General features: G+C 63.1%; 17 protein-coding genes. 1 reads left to right on the top strand and 16 read right to left on the bottom strand.

The window, feature by feature from the left end:
- Nucleotides 1-37: 37 nt before the first annotated feature.
- Nucleotides 38-538, bottom strand: a complete 501-nt coding sequence (locus TM49_RS18945; RefSeq protein ID WP_045683547.1) for a YciE/YciF ferroxidase family protein — start codon at nt 536-538, stop codon at nt 38-40.
- Between the two features lie 78 nt (nt 539-616).
- A complete protein-coding gene (locus tag TM49_RS18940; RefSeq protein WP_144409616.1) occupies nt 617-901 on the bottom strand; it encodes a hypothetical protein in 285 nt (94 codons plus the stop codon).
- A 205-nt stretch (nt 902-1,106) separates the two neighbouring features.
- On the opposite strand from TM49_RS18940, the gene TM49_RS18935 reads away from it, so the two are divergent.
- Entirely contained in the window at nt 1,107-2,096 is a 990-nt protein-coding gene (locus TM49_RS18935; protein ID WP_342021299.1) for an AI-2E family transporter, read from the top strand.
- Here TM49_RS18935 and TM49_RS18930 read toward each other — a convergent pair.
- The 14 genes from TM49_RS18930 to TM49_RS18865 form a co-directional block, all read right to left on the bottom strand.
- Nucleotides 2,093-2,755, bottom strand: a complete 663-nt coding sequence (locus tag TM49_RS18930; protein WP_144409615.1) for a response regulator — start codon at nt 2,753-2,755, stop codon at nt 2,093-2,095. The genes TM49_RS18935 and TM49_RS18930 overlap by 4 nt on opposite strands.
- Before the next feature lie 292 nt (nt 2,756-3,047).
- Nucleotides 3,048-6,155 (bottom strand): CheR family methyltransferase, encoded by a 3,108-nt coding sequence (locus TM49_RS18925; protein ID WP_045683539.1) that lies wholly within the window; start codon nt 6,153-6,155, stop codon nt 3,048-3,050.
- 101 nt (nt 6,156-6,256) lie between these two features.
- The gene (locus TM49_RS18920; RefSeq protein ID WP_045683538.1) at nt 6,257-6,988 is read right to left on the bottom strand and encodes a DUF4396 domain-containing protein; all 732 of its coding nucleotides are present in this window, start codon (nt 6,986-6,988) and stop codon (nt 6,257-6,259) included.
- Between the two features lie 102 nt (nt 6,989-7,090).
- The gene (locus tag TM49_RS18915) at nt 7,091-7,363 is read right to left on the bottom strand and encodes a cytochrome C oxidase subunit IV family protein (RefSeq protein ID WP_045683536.1); all 273 of its coding nucleotides are present in this window, start codon (nt 7,361-7,363) and stop codon (nt 7,091-7,093) included.
- Between the two features lie 5 nt (nt 7,364-7,368).
- Nucleotides 7,369-8,007, bottom strand: coding sequence for a cytochrome c oxidase subunit 3 (locus tag TM49_RS18910; RefSeq protein WP_045683535.1), 639 nt, complete (start codon nt 8,005-8,007; stop codon nt 7,369-7,371).
- Nucleotides 8,004-9,608 (bottom strand): cytochrome c oxidase subunit I, encoded by a 1,605-nt coding sequence (locus tag TM49_RS18905; RefSeq protein ID WP_045683533.1) that lies wholly within the window; start codon nt 9,606-9,608, stop codon nt 8,004-8,006. Before TM49_RS18905 ends, TM49_RS18910 begins: the two co-directional genes overlap by 4 nt.
- Complete coding sequence (gene coxB / locus TM49_RS18900) at nt 9,605-10,549, bottom strand: cytochrome c oxidase subunit II (protein ID WP_045683531.1); 945 nt, start codon at nt 10,547-10,549, stop codon at nt 9,605-9,607. Before coxB ends, TM49_RS18905 begins: the two co-directional genes overlap by 4 nt.
- Nucleotides 10,546-11,352, bottom strand: coding sequence for an SCO family protein (locus tag TM49_RS18895; protein ID WP_045683529.1), 807 nt, complete (start codon nt 11,350-11,352; stop codon nt 10,546-10,548). Before TM49_RS18895 ends, coxB begins: the two co-directional genes overlap by 4 nt.
- Nucleotides 11,349-11,717, bottom strand: coding sequence for a hypothetical protein (locus tag TM49_RS18890; RefSeq protein WP_045683527.1), 369 nt, complete (start codon nt 11,715-11,717; stop codon nt 11,349-11,351). Before TM49_RS18890 ends, TM49_RS18895 begins: the two co-directional genes overlap by 4 nt.
- Nucleotides 11,714-12,694, bottom strand: a complete 981-nt coding sequence (locus tag TM49_RS18885; protein WP_144409614.1) for a hypothetical protein — start codon at nt 12,692-12,694, stop codon at nt 11,714-11,716. Before TM49_RS18885 ends, TM49_RS18890 begins: the two co-directional genes overlap by 4 nt.
- Nucleotides 12,691-13,227 (bottom strand): c-type cytochrome, encoded by a 537-nt coding sequence (locus tag TM49_RS18880; RefSeq protein WP_045683524.1) that lies wholly within the window; start codon nt 13,225-13,227, stop codon nt 12,691-12,693. The genes TM49_RS18885 and TM49_RS18880 overlap by 4 nt, the downstream gene beginning before the upstream one ends.
- Nucleotides 13,224-13,778: a DUF3341 domain-containing protein gene (locus tag TM49_RS18875; protein WP_052699940.1), complete on the bottom strand. Its 555-nt coding sequence runs from the start codon at nt 13,776-13,778 to the stop codon at nt 13,224-13,226. Before TM49_RS18875 ends, TM49_RS18880 begins: the two co-directional genes overlap by 4 nt.
- Nucleotides 13,768-15,096, bottom strand: coding sequence for an NrfD/PsrC family molybdoenzyme membrane anchor subunit (nrfD, locus tag TM49_RS18870; protein WP_045683522.1), 1,329 nt, complete (start codon nt 15,094-15,096; stop codon nt 13,768-13,770). Before nrfD ends, TM49_RS18875 begins: the two co-directional genes overlap by 11 nt.
- Nucleotides 15,096-17,984: a TAT-variant-translocated molybdopterin oxidoreductase gene (locus TM49_RS18865; protein ID WP_045685508.1), complete on the bottom strand. Its 2,889-nt coding sequence runs from the start codon at nt 17,982-17,984 to the stop codon at nt 15,096-15,098. The genes nrfD and TM49_RS18865 overlap by 1 nt, the downstream gene beginning before the upstream one ends.
- Between the last annotated feature and the right edge of the window lies 1 nt (nt 17,985).

Raw genomic sequence — 17,985 nt, 5'->3', positions numbered from 1 at the left:
ACGGGCTTCGAAGTGGCGCACCCACTCCCGGCCGCGCTTAGGCGACCTTCTTTTCCGCCTCGGCATTGGCTGCCGTTTCGGCGATCTCTGTCAGCTTGCTGTCAGCGTTGCCTTCTTCCGAAAGCGTCTGCTCGAGCAGCGCCTGCACGTCATCATGGCCGAGGCGCTTGGCCCAGGTCTTCAGCGTGCCATAGCGGGCGATCTCGTAATGTTCGACGGCCTGCGCCGCGGCAACAAGGCCGGCATCGAGGGCGGCTGTGCCCTTGAACATCTGCATCACTTCGTCGCCTTCATCGAGGATGCCGTTGATCGCGTCGCAGGTGCGACCGCGCGCCGGCTTTTCGAGGATTTCGAAAATGTCCTCCAGGCGGCTGATGTGATCCTCGGTCTCTTCGCGATGGTGACCGAAGGCCTGCTTCAGCTTGTCATCATTGGCTGCATGGGCCATGCGCGGCAGGGCTTTCACGATCTTGCGCTCCGCATAATAAATGTCGCGCAGCGTTTCGTAGAACAGGTCGTTGAGTGTTTTCTCAGCCATGGATGCCTCTCCCTTGTTGGCGTATTGACCAGCCCTAACAGGACGTTCAGGGAAATGTTCCCGGCCCGGTGCGGTCAATCAGCTTTCGCCGTTATGCCCCTTGGGAAGTACCGTGGTGATGCTGGCGGAAACGGGATCGCTCGCCGGAAAACTGTCTTCCAGTCCTTCCTCTAGCGCGCTTTCCTGCTCGGCCTCGAGCTCGCTTCTCGTTATGGAATCCCCCAACCGGGTGATCACTGAGCGGGCGGAATATTCCGGGTTTTCGACCGGCTGCGGAAAGGTGACCGTCACCGTGGCATTGTTCACCGTTTTGAAGACCACGGTGCGGTGGTCTGGCGTTGCGTGGATAGGCAATGATGTCATGGTTTGGAACCTCTGTTGCGACACGTGTTGCCTAATCGTGATGGTGGCATGTTTGTTCCGGGCAATCCGTTGATGCGGTCCTGGAACATATCGTGCCGGATCGGATTAGGCGGGCGAACGAGGTTTCAGGGAGACGCTTATCACGACATCAACAAACGATGACCGCACCAGGCGTGGCCTGCTGCTGCCGAATATCGTAGCCGTTGTGGCGCTTGGGTTGCTCGCGCTTGTCGCTTGGAAACTCGCCAATCTGCTTCTGATGGTGCTGGGGGCGAGCCTGATCGCGCTGGTGCTTGTCCGCTCCGCCGCGATGCTGAGCAAGCGCTCCGGCATCGGATACCGGCTGTGCCTGATCGCCACGGTGCTGATCTTTGCTCTGTCGCTCTCGGGTTTTTTCTTTTTCCTCGGCGCTCGCATTGCATCCGAAATGACGCGGCTTGCTGGTGAACTGCCGCAGACGATGTCGGACGTCAGCGACTATATCGACCTCGGTGAACTGGAAGACTGGATCGGCGCCCACGCACAATCTCTCATCGGGGACAGCGCAATGGTCGGCAACATCACGGGCTTTTCGACAGGTCTTGTTTCCGCGGCGGCCGGAACCCTGCTGATGGTCGCGGGCGGGATCTACTTCGCGGTGGATCCGGCGGTCTATCGGCGCGGTCTCTTGGCTCTGGCGCCGATGCGCGCGCGGGCCAGGGTCGACGATCTGCTTTCGGCGCTTTCGAATGCGCTTTTTCACTGGTTTGCCGGCCAGCTCGTGGCGATGGTGATCATCGGCGTGTTGACCACGGCGGGGCTCGTCAGCCTCGGCATCTCATCTGCCTTCGCGCTTGGGCTGATTGCCGGCGTTCTCGAGATCGTGCCCTATATCGGACCGATCGCCAGCGCCGTTCCGGCCATCGCCGTGGCGCTGACCGGCGGCATCTGGGATGCCGTCTGGGTGGTCTTGCTTTATCTGGTGATCCAGCAGGCAGAAGGCGTGCTGATCGCGCCGCTGATCCAGAAACGGTCGGTGCATATTCCACCGGGTGTGATGATTTTCGCAGTTCTGGCTTTCGGCGCGCTGCTCGGTGTCGGTGGCCTTCTGCTAAGCGCACCGCTGACGGTCGTCGCCTTCGTGCTCGTCCAGAAGATCTGGGTCGAACGCCAAGTGCCCGTCACCAAGGCATCGGCGGGACCGGGCGGGGCCTAGTTCAAAACGCTCCGGCCGTCGTTCAGGCGCATGTCCTCGAGCGCCGAAAGCAGCCATTCGAGGCGTGAGGCATCGGCGGGCTTGTCGTCCACATGGGTGATCGCGTGCTCGAGCGTCCGTTCGACGAGCCTGTCGGCGGCCGCATCGTCGGTGATCAATAGACGCGCCGCGAGCCGCAGGCTTGGCACGAGTGCCGTTACGTCCTCGCCTTCATCGCGGGTACTGTCCGTTCCCGGGCGATCATAGGTCGAAACGAGAGAGGCGATGATCTCGCGGATGCCGTTCGGTTTCGGTAGCGCACTGATGAAGCGGAAGCGATCTGGGATGACGATCTCGGCGCATCCGGAGAAGAACACGAAGGGCGTGTGGTTCTGGTGCAGGATATCCGCCAGCGGAAACACCGGCGTGCCGTCGAGGTTGATGTCGAGGACGGCGGCATCGGCCTTGCCGAGATGCGGGATCGCCTGCGCGATTGAGGCAACGGGACCCAGAACGCGGGCTCCGACCTTTTCGAAGGTGCGGGAAAGGTTTCGGGCGATCAGGTATTCGTCCTCCACGATCAGGATCCGCGATCCGCGCAGCCTGCCCAGGTTTCCCTGCAGGGCATGGTCATCGAGGTCCTGGATATCCTGGTCCGGCATTTCCGGTTGGTATTGCATCTGAGGTCTCCAATTCGGTGAATGTCAGTATGCACGACGCAGGGCTCACCAGCCGAAAACGGTCGGTGATCCAAACGCATTCGCGACTGAACTTTCCTAAAAAGCAGGTGTCTCGATGGAGTGGCCGGCTTCCTGGACAGCACGCGCGGGAACGGTTGCTGTTCCCTTGGATGCATGCTCGCGGGTTTCGCAAGTGCTTGTCCGGCATGGATAGATGTTGCAACCTTGGCGAAGAGCATAGGCGCATTGTCCGGCAAAAGATACCCCCCTGTGCAAGATCGGCCTGAAGGCCCTATTCCTCAGCGGCATTCAGCTTTTCGAACGGTATGCGGATCGTGGCGATCAGCCCAGAGGGGGCATATTCGGTCTCGAAGGTCCCGCCGAGGCGGTACGAGATCTCGCCCTTGATGAGGCTGCTGCCGAAGCCATGGCTTTCGGGCGGGTCGATCGAAACCTCGCATTTTTCGTGCCAGTTCATCTGGAATTGGCCGTCGCCGACCAGCCAGGAGATTTCGACCGTGCCGTCGTTGGTGCTGAGTGCGCCGTATTTGGCCGCATTCGTCGCCAACTCGTGAACCACCATGCCAAGCGCCAGGCTGGTTTCCGGCGCGACTTTCAGCTCCGGGCCGTCTAGGATGATCCGTGGCAGGCTGATGGGTTCAAGTCCGGCCGTCAGAATCTGGCGGATCGAGGCCTGGCGCCATTGCTCGCGCGACAGCAGCACATAGGCGCGCGACATGGCATCGAGCCGTCCGATCAGTGCTCTGTGGTACTGCTCCATGGACGAAGAGGAATCGAGCATCTGGTCGGCCACGGCCGAGACAACCGCCAGCATGTTCTTGACCCGGTGATTGAGCTCGGAGATCAGCACCTGTTGATGCGCTTCCGCTTCCTTGAGATTGGTGATGTCGGTGAGTGTGAACACGGCGCCGTCGGTTGTGCCGTCGGCAGTGCGGTACGGCAGGATGCGGGCGAGATAGGTCCGCGCGCCGCCATCCTGCGGGATATGTCTTTCAAGCCCGGTTTCCGTTCTCAGAACCGTCGCGAGGTCGTCTGCGAGGTCGGGATAATCGAGCGTGCTCGACAGCTCGGTGAGGGGCCTGCCGACGTCGTGGCTTCTGAGGTTGAAATGAACGCTCGCCGCAGGCGTGAAATTCCGAACGACAAGGCTTTTGTCGAGAAAGATCGTGGCGATCTCGGTGCTGGCGAAGAGGTGTTTCAGGTCGTTGTTGACCTGGCCGAGCTCCTCAATCTTGCTGTTGAGCTCAGCATTGATCGTGCCCAGTTCCTCGTTCAGCGACTGCATTTCCTCCTTGGAGGCTTCGAGCTCCTCGTTCGTCGATTGCGCCTCCTCGTTCACCGACATCAGTTCTTCGTAGGAGGACTTCAACTCCTCAAGCGCCGTCTCGTATTCCTCGATGGTTGAGTGCATGCGCTCGCGCGTTTCCTGGAGTTCGCGCTCCAGTCCCGCGATCGCGTCGGCACCGGGCGGCGGCGTTTGCCGGTCGGAAAGTTCGGGCTTGGTGCCGGTCGTCTCGAAAAGCACCAGATAGAGCGGGTCGGCGACGTCCTTTTCGTGACTTAGGGGCTCGACGGTGATCCGCACGATCTTCGCGCGGTCTCCGGCCTGCTCGAATGCGACGTTTTCACGAACAACCCTTTCGCCGCGGGCTACCGCCTCTGCGAAGGCGGCCCTCAGCTCAAGCCGCAGACCGTATTTCGCCATCGCCAGCAATTGGCGGTTGGGCAGGCCCTGCTGGGCCTCGAGGAACTGTCCGGTGCGGGCGGAATAGTAGACGATGTCGCCATCTTTGTCGGTGACGACATGGGGCGGGGAGAAGTGTTCCAGCACCTGCTTTTCGACATTTGTCGTCAGCGCGAAGCTCGACGAGCGACGGCTCTCTCCGCGTCCGCTGATATTGCGCGTCACGCCAGGCGTTTCGCCGAAGAAATGGCGCAGATGGCTGGTCGGGTTGGCGTAGGGGCTTGCCTGATAGATGCGGTTGCGCTTGTCCACCGGCGTGAAGAGATCGCTGTGGCGGCCGACGCTTTCGGATGTACCGAGAAACAGATAGCCGGTAGGCTTGAGCGCATAATGGAAGGTCGGGATCACCCGGTTCTGTAGCTCCGGGCCGAAATAGATCAGCAGGTTGCGGCAGGACACAAGCTCCATGCGTGAATAGGGCGGGTCCTGGATGACGCTGTGCGGCGAAAAGATACACAGTTCGCGGATGTCGTTCTTGACCACATAGGTGTTGCCGTCACGGTTGAAGAACCGGCGCCGGCGTTCCGCGGATACGCCCTCGAGCAGGATTTCCGGATAGCGGCCGGCCCGCGCGATCGTCAGCGCGTCCTCATCGATATCGGTTGCAAAGATCTGGATGCGCGGCTTCGGCCCGTCATGCGCGTTCAGGTATTCCCGCACCAGAATGGCGATCGAATAGACCTCCTCGCCGGTCGCGCATCCCGGCACCCAAATGCGGACGCTGTCGGAAGCGCCCTTGCTCTTGAAGATGCGCGGCAGGACGTCGCTTGCGAGGATCTCAAACGCCCTGGCATCACGGAAGAAGCTCGTGACATTGATCAGCAGGTCGCGATAGAAGGCGTCGACCTCCTCCTTTTCCTTCTGAAAGAAATCGAGATAGTCATCGATCTTTTCGATATTCTTCAGCTGCATGCGGCGACGGACGCGGCGCAGGAAGGTCTTGGTCTTGTAGCCCGAAAAGTCGTGTCCGGTATGTTCCTTCAGCACCGAACATATCGACAGGCGAGCGGCATCGAGAATGCGGTCGATGTGATCGTCGTCGCGTTCGAGATCGGCGAGCAGGACAAACCCGCGGGCGTAGTCGGCGAGCCGCTGGCCCATGCTCGCGGCATCGTCAGTGATGTCGATCACGCTTTCGCGCAGCGCGTTGCGGAAGAACCCTGATTTTGCCGATGAAGTATCACTCGTCTGCGCGAGAGTGAGGCCGCCCTGTTCCTTGATCGCCTTGGCGCCGAGCATGCCATCCGGGACCGAGAGGATCACCGCGGCGGCATGATCGCCCTGGTCCTTTGCGATGGAACTCAACAGCGTATCGGCGGGGCGCAGGTCGGAGGTCTCCGAGGGCGGCAGCTGGCAGAAGGCGCCGTCCCGGATCGAAAGCGAGGTATCTTCAGTGGCGAGATAGACGTTGTGCTTCTCCAGCTGCTGGCCATCCTCTGCCTTCATCACCCGCATCGACGTCAGGCTGCGCAGGGTCTCGACCAGGTCTCCCGCTTCCTTGTGGTGGTGGATCAGGAGCACAAATGCCATATCATGGTCTTGCGGCAGGCCCCGAAAGAAGCGCTCCACGGCGGCAATATCCCGCGCCGAGGCGCTTACGCCGACAGTCAGGAAGGTTCTTGGAGTGAGCGTCATGCGGGTTCCTGTCGCGCTGGTCGGGCCAAGGATTCGTCAGGGCCATTGGCCGTTCATATCGCGCCAGCCCTGATCGTGCAAAAAAGCTTCGGGCCTTGCGATCACATCTTCTCCTTGATGCCTCTCGAAAGCAGCCACCAGTTGACCGGATAGGCGGTGGCGAAGCCGGCCCACATGGCGATCTGCATCATGAACCAGAACTCGACGGTCGGGACCTCCAGCTTGATGCCGAGGAGGTGGCGGAAGAGGAAGAACTGGGCGAAGGCCATGAAGCCGTACATGCCGACCTGCCAGGCCGTCAACGACAGGAAGTCGGCCTTGATCGCCTGGATGATGCCTTGGCCGACAGACAGGCCGCGCATCGGCTTGATCGTGAAATACTGGAACACGACGCCGAGCGAGAAGGCGAAGAAATAGTCCAGCACCCAGACGGCGAACATCTTCTCCGCAAAGATCGTCTGCCAGCCGAACCAGACGGCTACCGCCGGCACGAAGAAGGCCAGCCATTCGGCTATCAGGTCGCCCAGCGCGCAGCCGCTGCCGCAATGGGCCGCTCCCTTGCCGACCATGGCCGAAAATGGCGTCTCGGTCTGGCTCGGTGGCTTTCGGCCGTGCTCCATCGCCTCGTGGTGCGCGGCGGCTGTTGCGAGCCGGCCATAGCGGAAATAAGCCCAGAGCGCGGCCACGGAACCGAAAAGCGCCACCAGCGGCCAGACGAGGTTCATGATCCACATGTGCTGCGGATGACGGTTTAGGTCGAGCGCGATGATGAAGGCACAGGCGATCGCGACGATCAGCGAAAGAATGGAGAGAATATGGATCCAGACAGGCACGGGATCGTTCCTTTCTGTTTGCTGCGGGCGAGGTTCGATTGAACAAGCTGTTTAGTGACCGAACACCTTTCGGCGTATTTTGTTTCAAGCAGGCCCTTCCCGTCAGACGGCACCCCGCGACAGATAGTCGATGAAGCTGAGTAGAAGCAGTGCTGCAAGCCAGAACAGCGCTCCTGTGCCGAATAGGCGGATCATCGGCGTCTCGTGGCGCATGCCCATGAAGAACCAGAGGACAAGTCCCGCCTTCATCGCCGCGATGAACAGGCCTGCGAACAGGCTGACGGGGCCGGTGAGCACATGGCTTGCCAGCACCGTCAGGCCCAGCAGGAGGGCGAGGAGCAGCCAGATAACGGAGGTCTGCAGATATTGGCGCATAGCGATCACCGCGCGAGGTAGAGGACGGGAAACAGGAAGATCCAGATGATGTCGACCAGATGCCAGTAGGTCGCCGCCGTCTCGGTGGCCGTGGCGCCTGCCGGGAGCTTCACGCGTCGGGAACGGACGAGCCATGCGAACAGGCTCAGCACCACGATGCCGATCGTCAGATGCAGTGCATGGAGCGAGGTTGCGATCAGGTAGATGTTCATGAACAGATGCTCGCGGGGAGAGGTGAAATCGGTTCGGGCGCCCGGCAAAGGCAGCAGGCCATCCTGATATTCGCTCCAGTATTCATAGGCCTTGAGGCCGAGGAAGGCGACGCCGAGCAGTGCCGAAAGCGCAAGGCAGCGCCAGACCGGCCGGGCATGGCCGGCACGCGCCGCCTTTACCGCGATCGCCACCAGAGCACTCGATGTCAACAGGATCATCGTGTTGGCGGTACCGATCGCCACATGCATCTTCTTCGATGCCGCGACAAATTCTTCCGGGTGGAGGAAATGGGCGATAAAGATCACGGCGAACAGGCCGCCGAACAGCATGATCTCGCTTGCGAGAAACAGGTACACGCCGAGCATGTCGGCCTCGCGCTGCTGCCCGCGCGTGCTGTAGGGCTCCTTCAGGCGCGGCAGATCCTCGGTCATCTTCTGTCCTCCTTGTCGACCGGATAATCGTAGGGCCTGCCGGTGACGGTCGGTATCTCGACGAAATTATGCTTCGGCGGCGGCGAGGGTACCGTCCATTCGAGCCCGGTCGCGCCCCAGGGATTGGCGCTCGCGCGCTTGCCAGCGACGAGCGAATAGCCGAGATAGACGAAGGGCAGCAGGTAGGCTAAGCCGAGCAGGGTGGAGCCTGCGGACGAGAGGACATGCAGCGTCTGGAACTCCGGCGCATAGACGTGGTAGCGCCGCGGCATGCCGAGAAAACCGAGGATGAACTGCGGAAAAAATGTCAGGTTGAAGCCGAAGAAGATCGTGGCCGCGGTGATCCGGCCCCAGGTGAGCGGGTACATCCTCCCAAACATCTTCGGCCACCAGAAATGCAGCGCGCCGAAATAGGCCGAGATCGTGCCGCCGACCATGATGTAGTGGAAGTGGGCGACGACGAAATAGGTGTCGTGGACATGCACGTCGATGGAGAGCATCGCCAGCGCCAGCCCCGTCAGCCCGCCGACGACGAAGAGCCCGATGAAGGACATGGCGAACAGGAAGGGCGGATCGAGCAGGATATTGCCTTTGTAGAGCGTCGCCGTCCAGTTGTAGACCTTGATGCCGGAGGGAACAGCGACGGCGAGGCTCAGAAACGAGAACACCGCGCTTGCATACATCGACTGACCGGAGACGAACATGTGGTGGCCCCAGACGAAGAAGCCGATGATCGCGATCGCAATCGATGAGCCGGCGACGAAGCTGTAGCCGAAGACCGGCTTGCGGGCGGCGGCGGCCACAAGTTCGCTGATAACGCCGAGCGCCGGCAGCACCATGATGTAGACCGCCGGGTGGCTGTAGAACCAGAAGAGATGCTGGAACAGCAGCGGATCGCCGCCGAGTGACGGATCGAAGATGCCGAGGCCGAACAGCCGTTCGGCCGCAATCAGCACCAGCGTGATCGACAGCACCGGCGTTGCCAGCACCAGGATGATCGAGGTGGCGTAGTGTGACCAGACGAACAGCGGCATGCGTCCCCAGCCCATGCCGGGCGCGCGCAGCCTGTGGATGGTGACGATGAAGTTGAGGCCGGTCAAGATCGACGAAAAGCCGACGATGAACACGGCGGCGGCAACCAGCACGACATTGCCGTTCGAGAACATCGATGACAACGGCGTATAGAAGGTCCAGCCGGTATCGACGCCGCCGACAAGCAGCACGATCAACGTGAACAGGCCGCCGAGGATATAGATGTACCAGCTCAGAAGGTTCAGCCTGGGAAAGGCGAGATCGCGCGCCCCGATCATCAGCGGGATCAGGAAATTGCCAAAGACATTGGGGATTGACGGGATCAGGAAGAACCAGACCATGATGACGCCGTGCAGCGTGAAGGCGCGGTTATAGCCCTCATTGGTCAGCAAATCGCCTTCGGGCGTCAAAAGGTCGGCGCGCACCAGCCCGGCGGCTGCCCCGCCGACCAGGAAGAAGAAGGTCACCGAAACCAGATAGAGAACGGCGATGCGCTTGTGATCGGTCGTCAGCAGCCAGGAGCGGATGGTATGGCCGGCATTGAGATAGCTTGGCGGGTTGGCGGTCACGGCGTGTCCTCCGTCGTGGCGAGCGACTTGATATAGGCGACGAGCTTCATCACCTCGTCCTCGCTCAGCACGTTCTTGAATGTCGGCATGATCGGCGGATAGCCGGCGGCGATCTCGGATTGCGGCAACAGGATGCTGTCGCGGATATACTGGTCATCGGCCGTCACCATGCTGCCGTCGGCAAGCGGAACCGGGCTGCCGTAAAGCCCTTCGAGATCGGGCGCCTTCACGGTGGCGGCGGGGCCGTGGCAACCGCTGCAACCATTGCTGCGGAAGAGTTTTTCGCCCTCCGCCGCCAGCGACGCATCGGTTCCCGCCTGTTCCAGCCAGGCGGCGAAGGCGGGTTTTTCCATGACGATGAAACGGCCGGTCATCTCCGAATGGTCGGCGCCGCAGAATTCCGCGCAGGTGAGGTGGTAGGTGCCGGGCTTATCGGCTGTGAACCAGAGCGAGGTATAGCGGCCGGGAACCACATCCTGCTTCAGCCGCAGCGCCGGAATGTAGAGGCTGTGGATCACATCCTGCGAGGCCATCGACAGGCGCACGGGCTCGCCGACCGGGACATGCAGTTCGTCGATCTCGCGCTGGCCGCCGGCATGCTCGAATTTCCACATCCACTGCTTGGCGACGACGTTGATCTCCATCGCATCCGGCGGCGGCTGATGGACGGTGAAGAACATCCGCGTCGACCAGACGAAAAGGATGACGATCAGGATGAAAGGGATCAGCGCCCAGGAGATCTCCAGCAAAGTGTTGCGGTTGACCCGGTCGCTGCGGTCCGCCTTGCGGCCGGCACGGTATTTCCAGGCATAATAGGCGATCAGGATGAAGACCGGCGCCGAGAGCGCCACGACGAGCGCCGTGAACACCCACATCAAAAGGTCGATCCGGCCGCTATAGGCGGAGGCGGATTGTGGCCAGAGCGCGATGAAATCGCTCATTCCGCTGCCTCCTTCCGCTTCCGGCGCTCGCGCACCAGCGCCACCGCGATCAGTCCGCCGCCCGCGAGCGCCGTCAGTCCGCCGCCGATCCTCAGCATGGATTGCACCAGCGAGCCATAGCGGCCGGTGACGGGGTCATAGTGGTAGCAGAGCAGCAGGATCTGGTCGCCCCAGTCGCCAATCCTGCCTTCGCCGGCCTCCGTCAGCGCCAGCTTCATGTCGGTCGGCTGCGGCGTGAGGCCATAGATCCAGCGGCTCAAATGGCCGTCGCGGGTCAGGAAGGCGGTGGCGGCGACATGGGCGTACTGGCTGATGCGCTCGTCATAGGCATAGCGATAGCCGAGCGCATCGGTGACCGCGCGGATGTTCTCCTTCGTGCCGGTCGTCGCGTAAACGCCGGTCATATCGATGTCCGGGAAGGATTTTTGCAGCACTGCGAGATCGGCGCGGGCAACCTCCGGCCCTTCGGCCGGATCGATGCCGAAGGCGATCATGGTGAAATCCTCGCCCGGCTTGAATTCCTGCGCCCGGATCGCCTGCATGACGCCCGACAGCGTCACGCCGCAGATGTTCGGGCAGTCGTGCAGAACCGGGACCAGCACGATCGGCTTTCCGTCGGCAAGTTCGGCGAGCGTCACCGTCTCGCCGTCGGCGTTCCGGAAAGGCAGATCGAGGGGGATCTCGGCGTCCGGCCGCTCGTCAATGCCCGCAAGCCCGAACGGGTCGAAATTGGCGTCGCGGGCGGCGAGTGCTGGAACGGCTAGAAGCGCGAGGAGCAATGCCAGGAACGGGAGCTTCGTCATCGGCCATCTCCATTGGTATCGTTCGGCCAGCCGCGGTCGGCGAGGATGTCGATGGCGCGAGCGGCGGGAATGCGGATGCGGCCGTCCTCGCTGCGGCCGTAGGTTTCGACAAGGCGTCGGTTGTTTGCGTTCAGCGCGTCAAGATCGGCCTTCGGATAGACTTCCAGCCGTGGGCCGGCGACGGGCCTTTCGGCGGTCCGGACGGGCGTCGGTTCGCGATCCGGCACGCTGAAAAGGCCGGTGAGGAAAGCGACGAAGGCCAGCGACACGGCCACGAAGACCACGAGGATGGCGCCGGCATAAAGGACCATGCGGACGGAGACATCGCGCTGTTCATACTTGGCGCCTTTATTGTTCTCGCTCATGGCCCGGCCTCCCGTGGCAGGCGAAACCCGGCGCTTGCCGCGAGCATCAGGCCCGCGCCGGAAAGGAATGCTACGGCAAGGCCGCCGCGGCCGGGAAGTGCAAGCCAGAGGCATTCGACTATCTTGCCGGCGAGGATGATGGCGGCGAGCGCCACCGCCCAGCGTCGCGACTGGCGGATCGGGGGGAAGAGCAGCAGCGCTGCGGGCACTGCGCCGCTTGCTGCCAGCAGGTATTCGACATAGCGCCAGAGCCCCGCGCTGCGCGGTTCGAACCATTCGAGCCCCGCGGCGGAATTGACGTTCCAGGACACGAAATACTGGATGTAGGCGAAATAGAGCCAGAACAGCACGGCGACCAGCAGCAGCGTGCCGGAGAGCGGCGTGCGCGCTGCAGGGGCTGAAAGCACGAGCAGGCAGAGCGCGATACTGACCTGGAGCGACAGCACATAGAGCGCGAAGCCGGAGGAAAAATAGCCCGGCGCGAGCGGCATCAGCCACAGACTTGTCGCCAGCCCCTGCAGGATGACGAACAGGATGAGGGCAACGGCCGCTGTGGCGCGGGAGCGCGTCGCGCACCATGGCGCGATCAGCAGTGCCAGCAGGAGGCCGATCGTTACGAGCGCATAGGACCATTCGTTGAGAAACAGAGCACGGAACGTGGAGTCGCGCTCCATCCCCTGCCAGCCATAGAGCGCTGGCGAGAACAGTAGCAGCGGCAGAAAGGCGACGAAGATCGGCGCAAGCCGGGCGAGACCGTCCGTCGCCCCGGCGAACTCGCGCTGCCAGCGCCCGCCAGTGAGCGCCATGCCGAGCAGCAGGAAGGCAGCGCCGATCGGGATGGCGCTCGCGAAAACGCTGGCCGTCAGCAGGCCGGCGAGGCCTGGTTCCGGCCGGTCGGCGATCAGCAATCCGGCGACCGCCAACAGCAGCAGGCCGGCAATCAGGCGGATCAACGGAGCGGTTGGTCGAAGGGTCATGGCCGCGCCTCCGCAAGCTTTTGCCGGTCTTCCGCCGATAGCAGCCGCTCCGGCGCATCCTGGCTGAGCTGCAGCGCCTTGACATAGGCCGCGATTGCCCATCGGTCGCGTGGCGGCACGCGGCCGGCATAGGAATACATCACGCCATAGCCTTCGGTGATGACATCCACGATATGACGCGGATCGACGTTGCGCAGACGTTCGGAATGGAAGCTCGGCGGGGCGGGAAAGCCGCGCGAGGGGATGCGGCCATGGCCGTAGCCGGCGGGATCGTGACACGGCACGCAGAAGATCGCGTAGCGCTCCTGCCCCCGCTCCAGCAACGCCCGGTCCATCGGCGGGCGGGTCTGAAGCGCGGCGGTTTGGGCCGGGGCGCTGCGCGAGACGGTGCCCTGCGGCGGATGCTGGAGCGCCTTGCCATCGGAGAAGAGCGAGCTTTCCTCATAATCGTCATAGCGCGGCTGGTGGTCCATGCCGTCACAGGCGGCAAGGATGAGAAGGCAGGCGAGAAGGGGCAAGGGCTGCAGGGTCATGATGGCGCCTCCGGCAGCGGCACCAGGGCGACGGTTTCTGCGCCGAGGTTCTTCAGGTCATCCAGAGTTCGAGCGGTATCGAATTGCTCGTCCGTTGCGTGGACGAGGATGTAGAAGCGGTCGCTCGTGGAAAAATCCGGGATTTCGAAGTCGGGGTGATGCAGCTTCGGCAGCCGGCAGGACAGAAGCGTGCCGATCACAGCGAAGACGATGGCCGACATCACCGCGACTTCCAGCGTGATGATCGGCAGCGGTTGCCAGGCGAACACGGGCCGCCCGCCGATATTCAGCGGATAGGCATAATTTGCATAAATCTGCACGCCGAGCCCGGCGAGCGCGCCGAAAAGCCCGCCGGCGAGCGTGATCCAGGTAACGCGGTTGTTGCCGGCGTCGAGCCCATCGGCGATCTCCCTGGAGAAATAAGGGCCGAGAACGTCCAGCTTGCGGTAGCCGCGCTGCCGCAATGTTGCGAGATGGGAAGCAAGCCCCTCTGGTCCGGCGAAGCCGGCGGCTGCGGCGTGATAATGCGTCTCGGAGCGGTCAGCGGGCATGGCGGGCCTCCTCTGACGCCTTTTTCAGCTCGAAGCCGGAGACGATCGGCAGCAGGCGGACGAACAGCAGGAACGGCGCCAGGAAGACGCCGATCATGCCGGCAAACAGCGCCCAGTCCCAGAGGCTTGCCTGAAACATGCCCCAGGAGGAGACGAGATGATCGCGGTAAAGCCCGGTAACGATCAGCATGTAGCGCTCCATCCACATGCCGGCGGCGACCGAAACGCCGATGGCGGCAAGCAGCAGGCTGTTTCGCCGCACGCGCCGCAGCCAGAGCAGCTGCAACGGCACGAAATTGCAGATGACCGCGCCCCAGAAACTCCAGGCATAGGCGCCGGAAATCCGGTCATGCAGCGTTTCGAGTTCCGATTGTTCGCCGGAATAGAGCGCGTTGAAGATATCGGCGAGGTAGCCGTATGCCGTCATCAGCCCGACCGCGAGCAGCAGCTTGCCGATCAGGTCGCTATGGGCATCGGTGAGAATGTCATCGAGCCGGAAGGCGCGGCGCAGCACCGCCATGATCACCGCCACCACCGCAAAGCCTGAAAATACCGCGCCGCAGAGGAAATAGGGCGGAAAGATCGACGAGTTCCAGCCGGGGATCGGGCCGCCACCGAGCAGCAGCGAATAGGCCGCGGTGATGATGAACACCATCGTGACGGCAAGCCCGGCGCAGAGCCGATAGGCCTGTTCCCAGCGCCGCCAGTGCCGCATCGAGCCGCGCCAGCCAAGGGCGGCGAGCCCGTAGCAGACCTGCCCGAGGCGGCCCTTTGCCCGGTCGCGCAGACGGGCGAAATCGGGGATCGCGCCGACATACCAGAAGGCGGCGGAGGCCACGAGATAGGTCAGCACGGCGAAGAAATCCCAGGCGAGCGGGCTCTTGAACTGCGGCCAGATGCTCATCGTGTTCGGATAGGGGGCCGTCCAGTAAAACAGCCACGGCCGGCCGAGATGGAGGATCGGATAGAGGCCGGCACAGATGACGGCAAAGAGCGTCATCGTCTCGGCAAAGCGGTTAAGCGCATTGCGCTTTCCGACGCCGGTCAAAAGCAGCAGCGCAGAGATCAGCGTTCCGGCATGGCCGATGCCGAGGAACCAGATGTAGTTGACGATCGGAAAGCCCCAGGCGACCGGGATATTGTTGCCAAACACGCCGACGCCGCGCCAGAACAGCACCGTGACGGCGACGGCGAAGCAGAGGAGCAGCAGCAGCGCGAAGGCGAAGCAGAGCGCCCACGTCCGTGGTGCCGGAAAGCCGAGCGGCAGGTCGGTGACGACGTCGATCCGTTCGGCAGAAAGTGGCCTTGCCTCCGTCATCACCCCTCCACCCGCGCGAGAAAGGACGTGCGCGGCTTGGTGTTGACCTCTTCCAGCAGCAGGTAGTCGCGCGCCTCGGCCTTGCGTCGGCTGACCTCGGTGTCCGGATCGGCGATATCGCCGAAGCTGATCGCCCGTGTCGGGCAGGCCTGCTGGCAGGCCGTAACCACCTCGCCATCGCGAAGCGACCGATTTTCGCGATCGGCGTCGATGCGCGCGGTCTCGATCCGCTGGACGCAGTAGGTGCACTTCTCCATGACGCCGCGCGAGCGGACGGTGACCTGCGGATTGCGCATGGCGCGGACCTGTTCGGGGTCGTCGCCGGTATAGTCGAACCAGTTGAAGCGGCGCACCTTGTAGGGGCAGTAGGAGGCGCAGGTGCGGGTGCCGATGCAGCGGTTATAGACCTGCACGTTAAGCCCGTCGGAACTGTGGACGGTGGCATTGACCGGACAGCCCATCTCGCAGGGCGCATCCTCGCAATGCATGCAGGGCACGGGCTGGAAATAGGAAAGCGGCGCCTCCGGCGGGCCTTCGTAGTAGCGGTCGATGCGCAGCCAGTGCATCTCACGCCCCTCGGCCACAAGGTCCTTGCCGACGACCGGAATATTGTTCTCCGCATTGCAGCCCACGACGCAGGCATTGCAGCCGATGCAGGCATCAAGATCGATCGACATGCCCCAGGCCGGGCTGGTTTTTGGCTTTTCCGGATAGAAGCTTACCGGCTTTTCTTCGTGCTTTGCGGCCCTCTGACGCGATGCCTCGGCGGTGACGGTCCTGACGAAATCATGCCCCTCCATTGCCTGGTGAAGCTGGGTCGAGGCGAGCTTTTCGCGCACGCCCGTTTTCTCCAGTGTGATCCCGCTCAGCATGGTGCCGCCCGCCGCCAGCGGATAGGCATTGGTGCCCAGACCATCGGCGAGCGTGCCGAAGCTTCGGTGGCCATAGCCGAGGGCGAGAATGAGCGTTTCGGCCTGCTGGCCGGGCAGGATCCAGACCGGGCCTTCCGCCGTTCTCTCGCCATGGCGGAGCCGGATGACGTCGCCGGCGGCGAGGCCTTTATGTTCAGCAAGTGCTGGGCTGATGAGGATCGGATTGCCCCATGTCAGCTTGGTCATCGGCTTCGGCGTTTCCTGAAGCCAGCCATTATTGCCGAAACGGCCATCCCAGACCGACGGGTCCGGCTGGATGAGCAGTGTGAGCGCGGCGTTTTCTGTGGCCGGCATCGCCAATGGCCCGCCCGCGGCTTCAGTTGGTGCAATCGTCGGGGCCGCCGTGCCGTCAACGAAACCGGCAAACAGGGCTTCATTCCATTGCGCGTCGAAGTCGCCCGCAAGCCGTTCCCGCCAAGTCGCCATCACCATCGCGCGGGCATCCGTCTCGGCTTCGCCCATCAGGTTGGCAAGAAGCGTATGCGGCGAGCGGACGGCATAGAAGGGCTGCACCAGCGGCTGCAGGACGCTCGCCGTGCCGTCGGCCGCGCGCGCATCGCTCCAGCTTTCAAGATCGTGGGGGATCGGCAGGTGCCAGCGACAGAGCGCGGCTGTTTCATCGTAGTAGAGCCCGGCATGAAGCGACGTTTCGACCCTGGCCATCGCCTCGGCGAAAGCGGGCGGCCCGGCATAGGCGGGGTTGCAGTCGAGCACGATCAAGGTCGAGACCGTGCCCGCGTCCATGTCATCGATCAGGCTGTCGAGATCGCGCTGGCCAGCCGGCGTTACGACGATGGGTTCGGTGAAGGCGAGCGTCTCGCCGATTGCGCCGAGATGCTGGTTGATCCGGTAGGCAAGCGCATGCAGCGCCGGCGCGTGATGCGCCCCGACCGTTACCAGCGCGCGTTCCGGCCGGGCTTCGACCTTCAACACGGCGTCGTCGACCCAGCGGCTTTCGCTTTCAATCAGTTCCGGCGCCTCATCGACGACGCCAAGCCGTGCCGCAAGTGCCGACAGCAGGGCCGGCATCCGCTGTTCGGCGGCGATCAGCCGCTCGTCGGCGCGGGCGCCGGTAAGGCTCGGGCTTGCCTCGGCCACAAGAATGCGGCTCTCGCCGTCGCCGACGCGAAAGGCCTTGCGCCGTTGGCTCCATTGCCGGGCGTTGACCGATTGGCGCGGGCCGGGGCCCAGAAAATCATCCGAGAACGAGACGATGGTTTCTGCGCGGCTGAAATCCGGCTGCGGCATCAGTGCCCGGCCGAAGGCCGCCTCGGCGCCGAGAATGCGATTGTCCTCGTTGACCGGCTCTGTGATGTGCCAGCGCGCCAGCGGCCAGCGGGCAAGCAGCGTCTCCAGCTGACGGATCATTGTGGGGGAGGTGATCTGACCGGTGAGTATGCTGAGCCCCGCGCCCGCGGTCGGGTCGAGGGTCGCGCGTTTTTCCGCCAGAAAGGCGTCGAAGGAAGCCCAACTCGCCGGATCGCCGAATTCCCTGGGTGCCTGCGACCGGTCGGGGTCGTAGAGGCCGAGGAGGGCTGCCTGCAGGAAGACATCGGTGGCGCCGCCGGTGGCCGGATGATCGGGATTGCCCTCGAGCTTCACCGGCCGTCCCGCGACCGTCTGGCCGAGCACTGGAAGCGCATAGCCGGAAAGACGCGTGGCGGTCGCATAGAGCACCGGCTCTTCGCTGTTTGCGGCGGCGCGCACATAGGGCAGCGCATCCTCGTCGGCGCGGGCCTCGCGGCCCGTAAGGCCAGCAAGGGCGAAGGAAGCGGCCATGGTCTTCAACAGCCCGCGGCGGGTGATGCCGTCGCCGATGGCCTGAAGCGCCGGGAATTCCGACGTCAGGAAAGCGTTGAATTCGTCTGTCGCGGAAAGCTGCTCCAACCCGCGCCAGAGCGCCTTGCCCGAACGGCCGTCGAGATGCTTGCGGAAGATATCGGATCCTTGCGTCACG

This window comes from Martelella endophytica (genome assembly GCF_000960975.1).
Taxonomy (GTDB): domain Bacteria; phylum Pseudomonadota; class Alphaproteobacteria; order Rhizobiales; family Rhizobiaceae; genus Martelella; species Martelella endophytica.
This window is presented reverse-complemented; position numbering and strand designations above follow the sequence as displayed.